The following is a 15,954-nucleotide window of genomic DNA, read 5'->3' on the forward strand; positions in this document are numbered from 1 at the left end:
GTAGTATGGATATAACTAATATTCTAATTACCGGTGTTGGCGGACAGGGATTAGTAGTTGCTACAAAGATATTGGCTGAAACCGCATTTAGAGAAGGATATGATGTTAAGACTAGTGATGTTATAGGTCTTTCTCAAAGAGGTGGAATGGTATGGGGAAGTGTTAGATTCGGAAAGAAGGTTTATTCTGCATCAATGCCTAAAGGTCAAGGTGACATAATGGTTGCAATGGAGAGGCTAGAAGGTCTTAGGTGGGTTAAAGAAATGAAAGAAAATGCAAAAATTATAATGAACAATGAAACTACCTATCCTAACAGAGTGTTAATTGAGAAAGAAGAGTATCCAGAAGACATAGAAGAGGTATTAAAGAATAAAAGCTTTGAAGTCATACCTGTAGATGCAAAGGAGTTAGCCAGAAAGTCTGGAAATATAAAAACAGCTAATATAGCACTCTTAGGAGTTCTATCAAAATATCTGCCTTTCAAAGAAGAAAGTTGGGTTCAGGTAATTAAGGAGAATGTACCTAAGAGTACTATAGAAGTAAATATAACTGCATTTGATGCAGCAAGAAAGTAAAGTTTAAAAAGGCATCTTAAAGTAAATAATTACTTTGAGATGCTTTCTTATATAGAAAAGTATAAATTTTAATACTTTCTATTAGCACTGAAAAATTGGTTTTTTGTAATTAAACTAAAGCGATTACTTCTATTTCAACTAAAGCATCCTTTGGAAGTTTAACTTCTACGCAGGATCTTGATGGTAATTGTTTTTGAAAGTACTTAGCATAAACTTCGTTAACAGCAGCAAAGTCAGCCATGTTTTTTACAAATACAGTTGTTTTTATAACTTTTTCAAAGCTTGTACCAGCTTCCTCTAGTATTGCTTTAACATTTTCTAAAGATCTTTCTGTAGCTTTTGTTATGTTTTCTGAAACTAATTCACCAGTTGTAGGATCAAGTGGAATTTGACCGGATGTAAATAAAAGATTTCCCACCTTAATAGCTTGAGAATAAGGTCCTACTGCAGCAGGTGCTTTCGTTGTGCTTATTATTTGTTTTTCCATAATGTAAAAACCTCCTGTAATTTTGATAATTTGTTTTATATATTTAATTTACAAGAATGTTTTAGTAATCTTGTAAATATATTAAGCTAAGTATAAGTGTTAGTATAACTATACACCTTTACCGAAGGTGCAATTTGGAAATGTGCATTCTTCACATCCCATACATAATCCTCCGTGACCATAAGCAGCTAAGTCGCTGTGATTTAGCTTTTCACCTGCCAGTATTCTTGGGAATACTAAGTCAAAAGCAGTTCTTTTAGAGTGAATAGCTCCACCAGGCAAGCCTAACACAGGAATATCTCCGTTGTAAGCTAACAGAAACATAGAACCAGGTAGAATCGGAGTTCCATAACTTATGATTTCTGCTCCTGAGTTTCTTATAGCTGTAGGAGTAACATCATCTGGGTCTACAGACATGCCACCTGTACAGATAACTATTTCAGCACCTTTATCTATCCAATTATTGATGGCAGCTGTAATTTTATCTAGGTTATCAGGTAATATAGTTTGGCCTAATATTTCACAGTTATATTCTTCTGCCTTTTTCGATATAGTTGGTCCAAAGGCATCCTTTATTCTTCCATGGTAAATTTCATTTCCAGTTGTAACTATTCCTATTTTTTTAGGAGTGAAAGGAATAACCTTAACTATCTTTTCTTTAATAGTTTTTTCTGCAATTTTTATCTTTTCTTCCTCTATTAATAAAGGGACTACTCTTGTAACTGCAACCTTTTGCCCCTTCTTAACAGGTAGGTTATTATGAAGTGTAGATAATATAGTTTCACCTAAGGAATTTAATTGGAATAATTGCTGAACATTTACTTTTAGCAATCCATTTTCTGAAGCTATAAATTCTATTTTTCCCTCTTTAACATCACTAAAGCTCAAGCCCTTACCGGCAGTTAAGTTTTTTAATCGCTCAGCAGCATCATTTTCATGCAGCATTCCTTCCTCAGCTTCCCATACATAAATATGATCTTTACCAAGGGATAGTAAGAGTTGAATATCATCCTCTTTTATAACATGACCTTTTTTAAAAGCTACACCTTTTTTTCCACCAGGCACAATTTGTGTAATATCGTGGCATAGCACGAAACCTACAGCGTCCCAAGTGCTTATCTTTTTCATATTTTCATCTCCTGTATCAATTAGCAATTTTATACACTATCTATAGTTTAAGGTTTTTTAAATCTTTTCTGTGATTTAAAGAACCTTTATTTTTAATTAGCATTATTTCTGCTAATATACCGAAAGCTATTTCTTCTGGTGATTCTCCAGAAATATTTAATCCAATAGGGGTATATATCTTTCTTAATTCCTCTTTAGCTATACCTTCAGCAGATAGTTTTTCTGCAACTAGTATAGTTTTTCTAGCACTGCCCATCATTCCTATATATGCAGCACCTCTTCCAATTACTGCTCTAAGAGAATCAATATCAGTTTTATGACCTTTGGAAACAAGAACAATATAGGTATCTTCTGTTATATTGTAATTAGATAAGTTAGAGGCTAAGTCTCCGGCAATAATTTCATCTGCATCTTCAAATCTCTCTTTATTTGCAAATTCCTCTCTGTCATCAAAGATTGCAATATAAAACCCCATTGTTTTAGCTAGCTTAAACAAGTGTTTGCCAGTATGTCCACCACCAACTATTATTAGTCTTGGTTTGGGTTTGAAAACTTTTATAAAACCTTTGGCATCACCGCCGCACTGCATACCTAATTCTCCCTGTTCATTTAATTTGTAGTCAAAGTAAGTATCCTCATTTTTTTTCATACATTCCAGAGCTCTGGCTATAACTACGCTTTCAATTTTTCCACCACCTACAGAACCAAGAATTCTGCAATCTTCCCAGATAGCCATAATAGAGCCTGTTTTTCCAGGAGTGGAACCTACTGCTTGAGTTATAGTAGCTAAAGCTACTTTTTTCCCTTTACGAAGGCTTTCGTAGATTTGTATTAATATTTCCTCTTCCATAATCTATGCACCTCTCATAATTTTTCTCTGCTTGTAAATATAATATTGCTTCTAAAACTCCACCGGCAATAGCTCGGGCTTTATCCGAGATTGTGTAACAATTTTGCAGTTCAGATATTCTTGGATCTATATCAGCTATTTTAAGACCTATAGATACTTTGCTGTGGTCTCTTATAATGCCTCTAAGTAATCCATTCATGGTTGCACGTACCTCGATACCATTCACATAAGCAATAGGTTCACCAGCTTCAACTATATCACCAATTTCTTTAGCATTTTTTATAAGTCCGCTACTAGGGCTATATATAACTCTTTCCTTAGAAAACCCCTTTATTTCTCCAGGTACTCCTGTATTGGCAATGGCTTGTCTTTCAAAGATAAGTCTTCCAAGATTATGTCCACGCATAGTCTCTATAACTATATGGGCATCTTTACCTGCTTCAAAACCAGGTCCAAGAGCTATGGTAATATGGGACATGTCTATTTTGGTGCCTAAGTTTTTTTTAGCTAGTATTGCATCTACTACAACACTAGGCTTTATAGTATCTATATAAGTACCTTGTGGATCAATTACCACTGGTATCTTATTTTCATTCCAAGCATTTTCTATATCTTTTATATCTTTAGCAAAGACAGATGAAGTGTTTTCAACAGTAAATTCACCTTCGTATATACATTCGCTGTAACATACAGATCTTCTTATGGAGGTAGGTGATGGAACTTCAAGAACTAATACCTTAAAACCACTTCTATGGAGCTTTTGTATAGTACCTGAGGCGATGTCACCTCCACCTCTTATGATTACAATATCATTAAGCATATAATATCACCTCTAGATTATAGTAAGGAGAGTTTCGTAATCTTCAGGAGTATCTACATCAAAGAAAAAGTATTTGTCCGTAATATCAACAAAAGCTATTTCGTTTTTATGATTGTTGATGACAGCTCGCCCGCCAATATCACCTTCTAATTTTAATAACTCTTCTTTATATTTATTTGGAAAAATAACAGGGCTGCCTCTTCTATAATTGTATTTTGGTATTATAATTAAATCTTTGTTTTCTTCAAACTTTACTAAGAGCAATTTTATAAGTTCTGCTTGAATTAGAGGTTGGTCACCAGTAAAAAACATGTATCCACTGGAAGTAATGCTGTCTTTTATTCCTAACTTTACTGCTTCACTTTGTCCTTTTTCCGAACTTTTATTGATAATAGTTTTTATGCCTTTTCTTTTGCCTAAATTTAAAACATAGCTATCTTTACATATTAAAACGATATCATTAAAATTACAGCTTAGTACTACATCAATCACATGTTCAATTATAGGTTTATCTCTATAGGGAAGAAGAAGTTTATTTTCTCCCATTCTATTTGAGAAACCAGAAGCTAATATAATTGCGCTAATCACTGCATATCCTCCTAGGATACTTTTTGTAATTTTTATTCAATAAACTTCCTGAAATAATTCTGCTTAAACTAAAATTAGTTTGGGTACGTATCATTTCTAGTAGGTTGTTCGCTAATAATATTTCCTCAGAATTTTCAACCTTATTAATAAAAAGTATTTTCTCACCAAAGGAATTTTTAAATAAACCTTCTGGATGACATATTAGATTGAATAAGTGATTTATGGTTATAGGTTTATTTACATCAGCATTAGTTAGCATTATGAATTTATCTAATCTATGAACGTTAACTTCTTTTGCTAATTTTCCTACTACAGTTATATCTAAAACTCCAATAGTTTTATTTGTTTTAGCGTAAACTACAGGCTCATCTTTTCTCCAAGCTTTTATAGGTTTTTTCTTAGAGCCATCAGCTTCTATTAGTATGTAGTCAAAATACTGATAAATATTATCTAAATATGAAAAGTTAACTCCAATTATCTTATTTTCCTCATTTACACTACTTCCCAATAAGTAAGTTCCTTTAGATTTACTGTTTATATACAACTTATTTTCGTTTTTAGACATATGAGTAAAATCATAAAGTTTTTTATTAGGTATATAAATCTTTGTAGTTGTAGTAACCAAGACTTTATGAGAGTATCTTAACTCTTCGGCTAAAGAAAACATAAGAGTAGTCTTTCCACCAGCACCTACTATAGAAACTATATCACCTTTATTTAAATCTAATAATTTATTTAATTTCATAAATTACCTGCCTTTAGTGATAAGAATGTTTTATCTTACTATATAAAGGTATAAGCAAAAAGCATTCCAAATAACCTTAATTTATAATAAATGCTACTCATAAAGCTTGAAGAATAAGAAAAAGTCTGTGTTTTAGAAAAAAATATATATCAAGGTTTAAGCTAAAGGCATGTTAATAATTTTAATTTAAGAATAAAATCATTAATATTCTTATCATATTGATAATTTCGTATCATTTTGATAATATACTAAATAAGAAACAATTGAATAGAGAAATAATCTGTTTAAAATTATTATTTTGATAAATCATAGAATAATCAGATTAAGGTTTATAGACTGAATTAACTAAAGAGAATAAGGAGAAGAGGAAAACTATATGAAAGTATCATTATTAAAACAAATACAAGATTCTGTTATTAAATACGCTAATGTAATTGCTAGTGTAATAAAAGTAGATGTTGAAATTGTAGATAATAGTCTTATTAGAATTGCAGGTACAGGAATATATAAGGATAAGCTTAATGAAAATATATCTAGGAATGGTTTTGTTTATAGACATGTATTAAGTACTGGACAACCTCAAGTAATAGAGGAACCTGGTAAAAACTCATTGTGTACAAGCTGTGATGAAAGGGGATGTTGTAGGGAAAAAATGGAGACCTGTACTCCTATAAAGCTAAGTGGAGAAATAATAGGGGTTATAGGGTTAATTTGTTCAAGTGATGAACAAAAAGTTAGGTTAATAGAAAACCTAGAGTTTTACCTCCAATTTCTAGCTCAAATATCAGAGTTTATAAGTGCAAAGGCTTATGAGTTTTTAGAGAATGGGAGAAATCAATCTATGGTAAAACTATTAAATCAAGTTATTAACAGCGTAGATAAAGGGGTTTTAGTTATTAACAATAATAGTGAAATAGTGCACATGAATGATAGTGCTATAAAACAATTAAAATTAACTGAAGCTTATAGAACAAGGAAAATAGAGATAACTCCTACTAGTGAATATATAATGCAGGAAGAGACTTATATTATTAACATAGAAGGAAGGAAAATAAACTTGATTGGTCAGCTGATTCCTGTATTCCCTACGCTGCCCTCCTACGATAAAATCTTGATATTTAGTGAGTTAAAAAAGGTAAAATCAGAACTATATTCTAAAACCCATATTTGGCAGCCTATTAAGACTGAAAATATTATTGGAGAATCTAGGGCTATGTTTCAGTTAAAAGAAAAAATAAAAAAAGTAGCAGGTTCAAAGTCTACAGTTCTTATTACCGGAGAAAGTGGTACTGGTAAGGAACTTATTGCAAGAGCTATTCATTCAGAAAGTGATAGAAAGGGAAAACCATTTATCGCCATAAATTGTGGGGCTATACCAGATAACCTTTTAGAAAGTGAGTTGTTTGGTTATGTAAGAGGAGCCTTTAGCGGAGCGGATACAAATGGAAGAATAGGAAAGTTTGAATTAGCTAATAAGGGTGTTATATTCCTTGATGAAATAGGAGATATGCCTCTACATTTACAGGTAAAAATTCTAAGGGTTCTTCAGGAAAGGAAAATAGCTAGAATAGGATCAAATCAACTTATTGATTTAGATATAAGATTTGTAGCAGCTACTAATAAGGATCTTAAAAAGTTAATTTTAGAAAATAAGTTTAGGGAGGACTTATACTATAGGCTTAATGTCATACCTATTGAACTACCCTCTTTAAGGGAAAGGCGAGAAGATATAGAGATTATAGCTGCAAATTTAGTGGAAAAGTATAATAAGCTTTTTAATAAAGAGGCCTATTGTATAGACAAGGAAGCTATAGAGCTTTTAAAGAATTATGGGTGGCCAGGTAACGTTAGGGAACTTGAGAACACTATAGAATTTGCGATAAATTTAGTTGGTAATGATGGGGTAATTACTAAAGATATGCTTCCGAGAAGTATACTAGAGTATAGAAGTTCATCTGAGTTTGAAGGAGATAGAAGAACTGTAAAGCCTTTAGAGGAAATAGAGAAGAAATATATTTTAAAGGCTTTGGATATTTATGGTAATGACACAAAAGGAAAACAACTTGCTGCAAAGGCTCTAGGAATAGGGATAGCTACTCTTTATAGAAAGCTAGATAAGATAAGATGATTTTATCATAATGATAATGGAGTTCCTTTGCTGAGAATAGTTTTTCAAGTAAGTACAACTTATCTATCAAATTGGTAATTAATTATCGTATTGATAAAAAGTAATAGAAGAAATCTGTTTGTTATTAAATATTATAGTGTAAAAGTAAGTGCGAAAAAGGAGGAGTTTTTCGCACTATTTTTTTATTTTAAAAATTTTTTATTAGTGTAAATAATGTACTTTACATGATTGCTCTCAATTTACTCCCAAATTATTATATATATTTATTTTGCTTGGCATGATTGTTGCTATTATTGATTATTGTGAAAAATCAGTAAGAAGAGGGGTAATAAAATGGATCAAAAAATTAAATGGCAAGAAAATACTATGCTATCAAATAACAAAGTATCTGTTGACTTTTTAGGAGACAAGGAAATAGAGAAAGCTAAAAAGTTTCATCAAAGCTTTCCACAATATACAAAAACACCTTTAACAAATTTAGATAACCTAGCAAAGCAATTAGGTCTAGGTGGAATATATATAAAGGACGAATCCTATAGATTTGGGTTAAACGCTTTCAAAGTACTTGGTGGTTCTTTTGCTATGGGTAAGTATTTATCACAAAGACTAGATAAGGATATATCAGAGCTAAGTTTTGAAAAACTAACTTCAGATGAAATCCGTGGAGAACTTGGAGAGATAACTTTTGTAACAGCTACTGATGGAAATCATGGAAGAGGAGTTGCTTGGACTGCTAATAAGCTTAAGCAAAAATCAGTAGTTTATATGCCAAAGGGTTCATCCCTTACCCGTTTGGAAAATATTCGCGCAGAAGGTGCAGAGGCATCTATAACTGATATGAACTACGATGATGCTGTTAGACTAGCAGCAAAATATGCTGATGAACATAATGGAGTAGTAGTTCAAGATACAGCCTGGGAAGGATATGAGGAAATTCCTACTTGGATAATGCAGGGATATGGAACAATGGCTTCTGAAGCTCTAGAACAGTTAAGAGAAATGAAGATTGAAAGACCTACTCATATATTTGTACAAGCTGGAGTTGGTTCTTTAGCAGGAGCAGTTCAAGGCTATTTTGCATCAGTGTTTGGTAAAGAGTGTCCAACTACTGTAATCGTTGAAGCAGATGAAGCGGCTTGTTTATATAAATCAGCAGTGGCTGGAGATGGAAAAGCTAGAGCTGTAGGTGGAGATATGCCAACAATAATGGCAGGACTTGCTTGCGGAGAAGCTAACACTATAGGTTGGGAAGTTTTAAGAGACTATAGTACAGCTTTTGTTGCTTGTCCAGATTGGGTAGCTGCTAATGGTATGAGAATACTTGGCAACCCAATGAAAGGTGATGGAAAAGTAGTATCAGGAGAATCAGGAGCAGTAACTGCAGGACTTATATACTCAATAATGACTAGAGAGGATATGAAGGACTTAAGAGAAAAACTAAACCTAAATGAAAATTCAAGAGTACTTTTATTTAGTACAGAAGGGGACACAGATCCTGATAAGTATAGAAGTATAGTATGGAATGGAGAATATCCAAGTTTTTAATATAAGAGTAGGAGGAATGTAGAGATGATGATGACAAATGAAAGAAGAGAAGAGTTAACTAAGCTATGCCAGGAGCTTTTAAGACAGCCAAGCGTTTCTGGTGAAGAAGGTAAGGTAGTAGAGGCTATAAAAAATGCTTTTACAGAAATGGGATTTGATGATTGTTTTGTGGATGCTTACGGAAACGTAATTGGTCATGTAAAAGGAAACAAACCAGGAAAAGCTATATTATTTGATGGACATATAGATACAGTTCCAGTTCCAGATGATTCAAAATGGGCACATGCACCGTTTGGTGGAGAATTAGTTGATGGAAAGATTTATGGACGTGGAGCTTCAGACATGAAAGGTGCAGTAAGTGCTATGATAGCTGCTGTTTCATATTTTGCTAAAGATACAAATAAAGATTTCGCTGGAGACCTTTATGTTGCAGGAGTAGTTCATGAGGAAATATTTGAAGGAATTGCTGCTCGTAAAATAAGTGAAAAAGTTAACCCAGACTATGTAGTAATAGGAGAAGCTTCTGAACTTAACTTAAAAATAGGACAACGTGGACGTGGAGAAATCGTTATTGAAACTTTTGGAAAACCTGCACACTCAGCAAATCCAGAAAAGGGAGTAAATGCTGTTTATAAAATGGCAAAAGTTATTGACAGAGTTCAAAAGCTTGAAGCCCCAGAACAGGATGGACTTGGAAAAGGAATATTAGTTCTTACAGATATTAAGTCATCTCCATATCCAGGAGCATCAGTAGTTCCAGATTACTGTAGAGCTACTTTTGATAGAAGACTTCTTGTTGGAGAAACAAAGGAAGGTGTACTTGCACCAGTTGAAGCTTTACTAAAAGAAATGATGGCAGAGGACTCAGAATTAAATGCAAAGGTTTCTTATGCTATTGGAAGAGAAACTTGCTATACTGGGGAAACAATAGAGGGAGAAAGATTCTTCCCAGGTTGGTTATATGATGAGCAGGATGAATATGTTCAAGCTGCGTATAAGGGACTGAAGGAAGCAGGATTAAATCCAGAAATTACTCAATACTCTTTCTGCACAAATGGAAGTCACTATGCAGGAGAGAGAGGAATAAAAACTATAGGATTTGGACCTTCTAAAGAAAACTTAGCTCATACAATAGATGAATATATAGAGCAAGACCAGCTTTTCAAAGGTGCAGAAGGATACTATGGAATATTAAAGGCGGTTTATAATAAGTAAGGTCGGTGATTAATAATGAAGACTTTAATCAAAAATGGATTAATTATAGATGGTACAGGAGATAAGGCTGTAAAAGCCAATCTCCTTATAGAAAATGATTGTGTTGTAAAAATAGGTGAGGTTGAAGAAAAGCAATTTGATAGAGTGATAGATGCTGAAGGAATGATAGTTGCTCCAGGATTTATCGATACTCATAGCCATTCGGATTTAAAAATACTTGTAAACCCTTTTAATGAAACAAAAATACGTCAGGGAATAACCACAGAACTTTTAGGTCAAGACGGTATATCTATGGCACCGCTTCCACAAAAATATATAAGTCCTTGGAGAAAAAATCTAGCAGGGCTAGATGGGGATAGTGATGAAATAGATTGGACTTATGAAACTACAGATAACTATCTTAAGATGATGGAACAGAAAGGCATAGGCTTAAATGAGAGTTATTTAGTACCTCATGGAAATATCCGTATGGAAGTTTTAGGTCTTGATAACAGACAGCCAACAGAAGAAGAAATTGAAAAGATGTGTGAAGTCACCAGAAGAGAAATGGAAGCTGGAGCATATGGTCTTTCAACAGGTCTTATATATATGCCTTGTGCCTATTCACAAACTAAAGAGATTATAGAGATGTGTAAGGTAGTAGCTCAGTACGATGGAGTATTTGTAGTTCATCAAAGAAGTGAAGCAGATACTATCCTAGAATCTATGGAAGAAGTTATTCAAATAGGAAGAGAGTCAGGAGTAAAAGTTCACTTCTCACATTTTAAGGTATGTGGAAAGAAGAACTGGAAGTATATAGATGAAGTAATTAAATTACTAGAGAAGGCTAAGGAAGAAGGCATTAGAGTTTCCTTTGACCAATATCCATACGTAGCTGGCAGCACAATGCTTGGTGTAATTCTTCCACCTTGGGCTCATGATGGTGGCACAGATAAGCTTTTAGAAAGGCTTAAAAATCCTGAGTTAAGAGCAAAGATGGTAGAGGATATGGAAAACGGAATACCAGGCTGGGATAACTTTGTAGATTTTGCAGGGCTAGATCAGATTTTTGTAACCAGTGTAAAAACTGAGAAAAATGAGGATTTAGTAGGTAAAAACTTAGTGGAAATAGGACAAATAAGAGGTAAGAATCCATATGACGCTACCTTTAATCTTCTTTATGAAGAAGAAAATGCTGTAGGTATGGTAGATTTTTATGGTCTTGAAGAACATGTTATAAAGTTTTTAAATAGACCAGAACAAAATGTATGCACCGATGGCCTTTTAGCAGGAAAGCCGCATCCGAGAGTATTTGGAGCCTTTCCAAGAGTTCTTGGTAAGTATGTGAGAGAAGAAAAGGCTTTAACTTTTGAAGAAGCTATATACAAAATGACTAAAAAACCTGCAGAGGTCTTTGGAATTAAAGAGAGAGGAGTTCTAAAGGCAGGTAACTATGCAGATATAGTTATTTTTAATCCTAATACTGTTGAGGACAAAGGAACTTATGTTGACCCTATACAGTATCCAGTAGGTATAGATTACGTTCTTATAAACGGAAATATAGTTATAGATAATGGTTTATACAATAAAATATTAGCTGGTAAGGTATTAAGAAAAGGATAGGCTTAGCTGTCTAGACAAGGAGGAAAGAAATGCTGCTTGTAGGAAATGGAAGACTGGTTACTCAAGACCATAAGATGCCTTATGTTAAGGATGGCTGTGTAGCTATAGAAGGAAACATAATAAAAGAAGTTGGTAATACATCAGACATTAGAAAAAAGTATCCAGATGCAGAATTTATTGATGCAGAAGGAAAGGTAATTATGCCAGGAATGGTTAACACCCATATGCACTTTTATAGTGCTTTTGCTAGAGGAATGGCCTCAGCACCATCAACAAACTTTGTAGAAATACTAGAAAATCTTTGGTGGAAACTGGACAAAGCACTTACTCTTGAAGATGTAAAATATAGTGCTTTAGTAACAATAATTGATTGTATTAAAAATGGAACAACTACTATATTCGATCATCATGCCAGTCCAATGGCTATTACAGATAGCTTATTTACCATGGCAGAGGCTTCTAAGCAAATGGGCGTAAGAAGCTGCTTGTGTTATGAGGTCTCAGATAGAGATGGTCAAGATATAATGGAAGAAGGCATAAGAGAAAACGTTAACTTTATAAAGCATGCTAATGTTGATGGTGAAGATATGATAAAGGGAATGTTTGGACTACATGCTTCAATGACACTTTCCAATGAAACAATGGAAAAGTGTGCAGCGGCAATGGAAGGGCTAAACAGTGGATATCATATACATACAGCAGAAGGAATAGCAGATGTTTATGATTCATTAAACAAATATGGAAAAAGGGTTGTCCAAAGACTAATGGACTTCAATATGTTAGGAGAGAAAACCATTACTCCTCACTGTGTTCATATCAATAATCTTGAAATGGAGATTTTAAAAGAAACTAACACAAATGTAGTTCATAACCCAGAATCAAACATGGGAAATGCAGTAGGATGTGCTCCTGTAATAGAAATGATGAGAAAAGGTTTAACTGTAGGTCTCGGCACAGACGGATATACTAGTGATATGTTTGAATCTATGAAAGTTGCAAACATAATACATAAACATAATCTTTCGAATCCAAGTGTAGCTTGGGCAGAAGTTCCTACAATGCTCTTTGACAATAATAAAAAAATAGCCTCAAACTACTTCAGCAGGCCAGTAGGAAGCATTGAAGCAGGAGCTTATGCAGATTTAATTATAGTTGATTATAATCCTCACACTTTAATGAACAGTTCAAATTATAATAGCCATATTTTATTTGGTATGACAGGTAGAAGCGTAGATACAACAATAGCAAACGGAAGAATTTTAATGAAGAATAGAAAACTCATAGGTGTAGATGAAGCAGAGATACTCTCTAAGTCAAGAGAAGCTGCAAATAAGCTGTGGAATAGAATTTAGGGTATAGAGGTGTAGGTTATGGAAAATCCAAAGATTTCAGTTGTAGAAAATGAAGAACAGAATAAAATTGCACCTGTTGATGAAAAACTTCCAATTAGTCAATTAATTATTTTTGGACTTCAACATGTTCTGGTAATGTGTGCTGGGGGAGTTGCGGTTTCACTAATTCTAGGAAACACTTTGGGGCTTAGTAAAGAGCAGATAGTATTTTTAATCAACGCAGACCTTTTAATGGCAGGTGTTGCTACATTAATACAAGGAGTAGGGCTTAAGGGTTTTGCAGGGGCAAAAGCTCCACTTATTGAAGGAGCTAGTATGGCAGCAGTAAACTCTATGGTAGCTATTGGATTAAGTTATAAAGGAGATCCATCATTAGCATTAGGAACAATATTTTGTGCTACTTTTATTTCAGGGTTAATTGGATTGCTAATAGCACCTTTTTTCGGAAAGCTGCTAAGGTTTTTCCCAAAGGTAGTAACAGGATCTGTTATAACAATAATGGGTATTTGTCTTATACCAGTAGCAATAAAATGGGCTGCTGGAAATAATCCAGCCTCCCCTGACTATGCAAGTCCTAAAAATATCTTTTTAGCACTATTTGTATTAGTAACAATACTAATACTAAGTAAGGTTTTAAAAGGAGTTTGGAACAATATATCCATACTATTAGGTTTAATTATTGGAACTATAGTAGCTAGTATATTTAAGATGGTTGACTACAGTGGTGTTAGTCAAGCTGGTTTAATAGGGTTAGATATGCCATTCCGTTTCGGAAGTTTTCATTTTGATATAACAGCAGTTATTTCAATGACTTTGGTAATATTCGTTATCATGACCCAAGCAACTGGAAATATAATAGCCCTTCATGAAATAGTTGGGAAACCATTAGATGAGAAAAACCTTGTAAGAGGTTTAAGAGCAGAAAACCTTAGTACAATGATTGGGGGAGTTTTTAACACCTTCCCAAGAACCGCACTAGGTCAAAATATTGGTCTTGTAAATATGACAGGTATAAAAAGTAGATATACTGCAGTTTCTGCAGGAATTATACTTATAGCACTAGGATTTTTGCCAAAGGTAGCAGCATTAGTTGCAGCAATACCTTATCCAGTTTTAGGGGGAGCTGGATTCATGATGTTTGGAATGATTATGGTAGGCGGAATAAAATCCCTAGGTGAAGTTAAATTTGATGGCACAAAGAATGGAATAATAGTTGCTATAAGTATTGGTATAGCGATGATAACTTTAATAATTCCTGATTTTTATAAAGCATTTCCATCTTGGGTTAATACTATTTTCCAAAGTGGAATGACTACGGGAACTATAACTGCTATATTTCTTAATATAGTATTCAATGAATTAGGTAATTCGAAGAAATAAACATGTGTAATAAGATGTCCTAAACACGCGCTAAGTATTTTTATATATAACTTAAAATAACTTTTACGTCAGATGCTTTATAAACATCTGACGTTTAAGTATATATTGAATTAAGCTGAAAATCTGAAAGGAGAGTGCTGCATGGGTATAGTACTAAAAGGCGGTAAAATTGTAACAGCAGTGGATACCTATGAGTCAGATATAAGAATAGAAGGAGAGAAGGTTATTTCTATTGGAAAGGACCTAGAGAAAGAGGGAGATGAGATAATATCAGTAGAAGGCTGTTATCTTTTACCTGGTGCTATTGATCCTCATACTCACTTTGATTTAGACACTGGTTCAACAGTTACAGCAGATGATTTTTGTAGTGGAACTAAGGCGGCTATAATAGGGGGCACTACTACTATTTTAGATTTTGCTACTCAAAATAAGGGGGAGAGCTTAAAGGAAGGCTTAAACAATTGGCACAAGAAAGCAGATAATAAGTCTTATTGTGACTATGGTTTCCACATGGCAATAACAGATTGGAATGAAAAGGTATGCGCTGAAATGGAGGACATGATAAAGGAAGGAGTACCTTCTTTTAAAATGTATATGGCATACAAGAATACTCTTCAAGTAGATGATGGGTCAATATTTAGTGCATTAAGAAAAGGCAAAGAGATAGGTGCATTAATTGGATTTCACTGTGAAAATGGAGATGTAATAGATACTTTAGTTAAAGAAGCAAAAAATAATGGAAATATTCATCCTAGGTATCATGCTATAACTAGACCGGCAGCGGCTGAAAGGGAAGCAATATCTAGAGTTATACAGTTAGCAGAAATGGCTGATTCGCCAGTTTATATAGTTCATTTAAGTACAAAAGATGGCTTGGAAAGTATTATAGATGGAAAGAAAAGAGGAATAAAAGTTTACTCAGAAACATGTCCTCAATACCTTTTACTAGATGATTCTTGTTATGAAAGTGAAGAAGGTAGTTTTAATGGAGCAAAGTATGTTATGTCTCCACCTCTTAGAAAGGATATAGATAAAGATGCTTTGTGGAGAGGAATACAAAACAGTGAGATAGACACTATAGCTACAGATCATTGTTCCTTTAATTATAAAGGACAAAAGGATATGGGAATTGATGATTTTAGTAAAATACCAAATGGAGCACCAGGGGTAGAGCATAGGTTATCATTACTTTATACAAATGGAGTTGTTAATGGAAAGATAACTATAAATGATTTGGTGGCTTTAACCTCTACCAATGCAGCAAAGTTATTTGGACTCTTTCCGCAAAAAGGAACTATTGCCGTAGGATGTGACGCAGATATTGTAGTGTTAAACCCAAAGGAGAGATGGATGGTATCCGCAGAGAATCAAACTCAAAGAGTTGACTATACACCTTATGAGGGTTTTGAACAAGAAGGAAGAATTAAAGATGTATTTTTAAGAGGAAAACAAGTAGTTAGAGATTCAAAAATAGTTACAGAAGAGCCAGTTGGAAAATACATTCCTAGAAAATCACTTTTAGAAAAAGGAGAATAAGCT

At 33.7% G+C, this 15,954-nt stretch carries 14 protein-coding genes; 8 read left to right on the plus strand and 6 right to left on the minus strand.

The features are described 5' to 3' along the window. Nucleotides 1-5 precede the first annotated feature (5 nt). Entirely contained in the window at nt 6-575 is a 570-nt protein-coding gene (locus tag P8V03_RS10655) for an indolepyruvate oxidoreductase subunit beta (RefSeq protein WP_261672267.1), read from the plus strand. A 109-nt stretch (nt 576-684) separates the two neighbouring features. On the opposite strand, the gene P8V03_RS10660 is transcribed toward P8V03_RS10655, so the two are convergent. The 6 genes from P8V03_RS10660 to yqeC form a co-directional block, all read right to left on the minus strand. Beyond that, nucleotides 685-1,062 carry a RidA family protein gene (locus tag P8V03_RS10660; protein ID WP_261672266.1) on the minus strand — a complete coding sequence of 126 codons (378 nt, stop codon included), beginning with the start codon at nt 1,060-1,062 and terminating at the stop codon, nt 685-687. Nucleotides 1,063-1,170: 108 nt separating this feature from the next. Then, nucleotides 1,171-2,190: a molybdopterin-binding protein gene (locus P8V03_RS10665; RefSeq protein WP_261672265.1), complete on the minus strand. Its 1,020-nt coding sequence runs from the start codon at nt 2,188-2,190 to the stop codon at nt 1,171-1,173. 40 nt (nt 2,191-2,230) lie between these two features. Continuing rightward, nucleotides 2,231-3,040 carry an XdhC family protein gene (locus tag P8V03_RS10670; RefSeq protein WP_261672264.1) on the minus strand — a complete coding sequence of 270 codons (810 nt, stop codon included), beginning with the start codon at nt 3,038-3,040 and terminating at the stop codon, nt 2,231-2,233. Next, nucleotides 2,997-3,860: a selenium-dependent molybdenum cofactor biosynthesis protein YqeB gene (yqeB, locus tag P8V03_RS10675; RefSeq protein WP_261672263.1), complete on the minus strand. Its 864-nt coding sequence runs from the start codon at nt 3,858-3,860 to the stop codon at nt 2,997-2,999. The genes P8V03_RS10670 and yqeB overlap by 44 nt, the downstream gene beginning before the upstream one ends. A 12-nt stretch (nt 3,861-3,872) precedes the next feature. Then, nucleotides 3,873-4,448: a molybdenum cofactor cytidylyltransferase gene (mocA, locus tag P8V03_RS10680; protein ID WP_261672262.1), complete on the minus strand. Its 576-nt coding sequence runs from the start codon at nt 4,446-4,448 to the stop codon at nt 3,873-3,875. Then, nucleotides 4,441-5,193, minus strand: a complete 753-nt coding sequence (yqeC, locus tag P8V03_RS10685) for a selenium cofactor biosynthesis protein YqeC (RefSeq protein WP_261672261.1) — start codon at nt 5,191-5,193, stop codon at nt 4,441-4,443. Before yqeC ends, mocA begins: the two co-directional genes overlap by 8 nt. Before the next feature lie 376 nt (nt 5,194-5,569). Here yqeC and P8V03_RS10690 point away from each other — a divergent pair, with 376 nt between their 5' ends. From P8V03_RS10690 to hydA, 7 genes are all read left to right on the plus strand, one after another. Next, nucleotides 5,570-7,321, plus strand: a complete 1,752-nt coding sequence (locus P8V03_RS10690; RefSeq protein WP_318798130.1) for a sigma 54-interacting transcriptional regulator — start codon at nt 5,570-5,572, stop codon at nt 7,319-7,321. Between the two features lie 333 nt (nt 7,322-7,654). Next, nucleotides 7,655-8,866 (plus strand): diaminopropionate ammonia-lyase, encoded by a 1,212-nt coding sequence (dpaL, locus tag P8V03_RS10695; RefSeq protein ID WP_261672259.1) that lies wholly within the window; start codon nt 7,655-7,657, stop codon nt 8,864-8,866. A 27-nt stretch (nt 8,867-8,893) separates the two neighbouring features. Further along, nucleotides 8,894-10,081, plus strand: coding sequence for a YgeY family selenium metabolism-linked hydrolase (locus P8V03_RS10700; RefSeq protein WP_261672344.1), 1,188 nt, complete (start codon nt 8,894-8,896; stop codon nt 10,079-10,081). Between the two features lie 15 nt (nt 10,082-10,096). Next, complete coding sequence (locus P8V03_RS10705) at nt 10,097-11,683, plus strand: N-acyl-D-amino-acid deacylase family protein (RefSeq protein WP_318798131.1); 1,587 nt, start codon at nt 10,097-10,099, stop codon at nt 11,681-11,683. A 29-nt stretch (nt 11,684-11,712) separates the two neighbouring features. Continuing rightward, the gene (ssnA, locus tag P8V03_RS10710; RefSeq protein WP_261672257.1) at nt 11,713-13,035 is read left to right on the plus strand and encodes a putative aminohydrolase SsnA; all 1,323 of its coding nucleotides are present in this window, start codon (nt 11,713-11,715) and stop codon (nt 13,033-13,035) included. Between the two features lie 18 nt (nt 13,036-13,053). Beyond that, a complete protein-coding gene (locus P8V03_RS10715; RefSeq protein WP_318798132.1) occupies nt 13,054-14,415 on the plus strand; it encodes a nucleobase:cation symporter-2 family protein in 1,362 nt (453 codons plus the stop codon). A gap of 141 nt (nt 14,416-14,556) precedes the next feature. Then, nucleotides 14,557-15,951, plus strand: a complete 1,395-nt coding sequence (gene hydA / locus P8V03_RS10720) for a dihydropyrimidinase (protein ID WP_318798133.1) — start codon at nt 14,557-14,559, stop codon at nt 15,949-15,951. The last annotated feature ends 3 nt before the right edge of the window (nt 15,952-15,954 follow it).

The organism is Clostridium tanneri, from assembly GCF_033659955.1.
GTDB classification, from domain to species: domain Bacteria; phylum Bacillota; class Clostridia; order Clostridiales; family Clostridiaceae; genus Clostridium_AM; species Clostridium_AM tanneri.

Excerpts from the sequence above, each read along its gene's own strand:
- P8V03_RS10655 (WP_261672267.1), top strand. The coding sequence starts at position 6 with ATGGATATAACTAATATTCTAATTACCGGTGTTGGCGGACAGGGATTA.
- P8V03_RS10660 (WP_261672266.1), bottom strand. The coding sequence starts at position 1,062 with ATGGAAAAACAAATAATAAGCACAACGAAAGCACCTGCTGCAGTAGGA.
- P8V03_RS10665 (WP_261672265.1), bottom strand. The coding sequence starts at position 2,190 with ATGAAAAAGATAAGCACTTGGGACGCTGTAGGTTTCGTGCTATGCCAC.
- P8V03_RS10670 (WP_261672264.1), bottom strand. The coding sequence starts at position 3,040 with ATGGAAGAGGAAATATTAATACAAATCTACGAAAGCCTTCGTAAAGGG.
- yqeB (WP_261672263.1), bottom strand. The coding sequence starts at position 3,860 with ATGCTTAATGATATTGTAATCATAAGAGGTGGAGGTGACATCGCCTCA.
- yqeC (WP_261672261.1), bottom strand. The coding sequence starts at position 5,193 with ATGAAATTAAATAAATTATTAGATTTAAATAAAGGTGATATAGTTTCT.
- P8V03_RS10690 (WP_318798130.1), top strand. The coding sequence starts at position 5,570 with ATGAAAGTATCATTATTAAAACAAATACAAGATTCTGTTATTAAATAC.
- dpaL (WP_261672259.1), top strand. The coding sequence starts at position 7,655 with ATGGATCAAAAAATTAAATGGCAAGAAAATACTATGCTATCAAATAAC.
- P8V03_RS10700 (WP_261672344.1), top strand. The coding sequence starts at position 8,894 with ATGATGACAAATGAAAGAAGAGAAGAGTTAACTAAGCTATGCCAGGAG.
- P8V03_RS10705 (WP_318798131.1), top strand. The coding sequence starts at position 10,097 with ATGAAGACTTTAATCAAAAATGGATTAATTATAGATGGTACAGGAGAT.
- ssnA (WP_261672257.1), top strand. The coding sequence starts at position 11,713 with ATGCTGCTTGTAGGAAATGGAAGACTGGTTACTCAAGACCATAAGATG.
- P8V03_RS10715 (WP_318798132.1), top strand. The coding sequence starts at position 13,054 with ATGGAAAATCCAAAGATTTCAGTTGTAGAAAATGAAGAACAGAATAAA.
- hydA (WP_318798133.1), top strand. The coding sequence starts at position 14,557 with ATGGGTATAGTACTAAAAGGCGGTAAAATTGTAACAGCAGTGGATACC.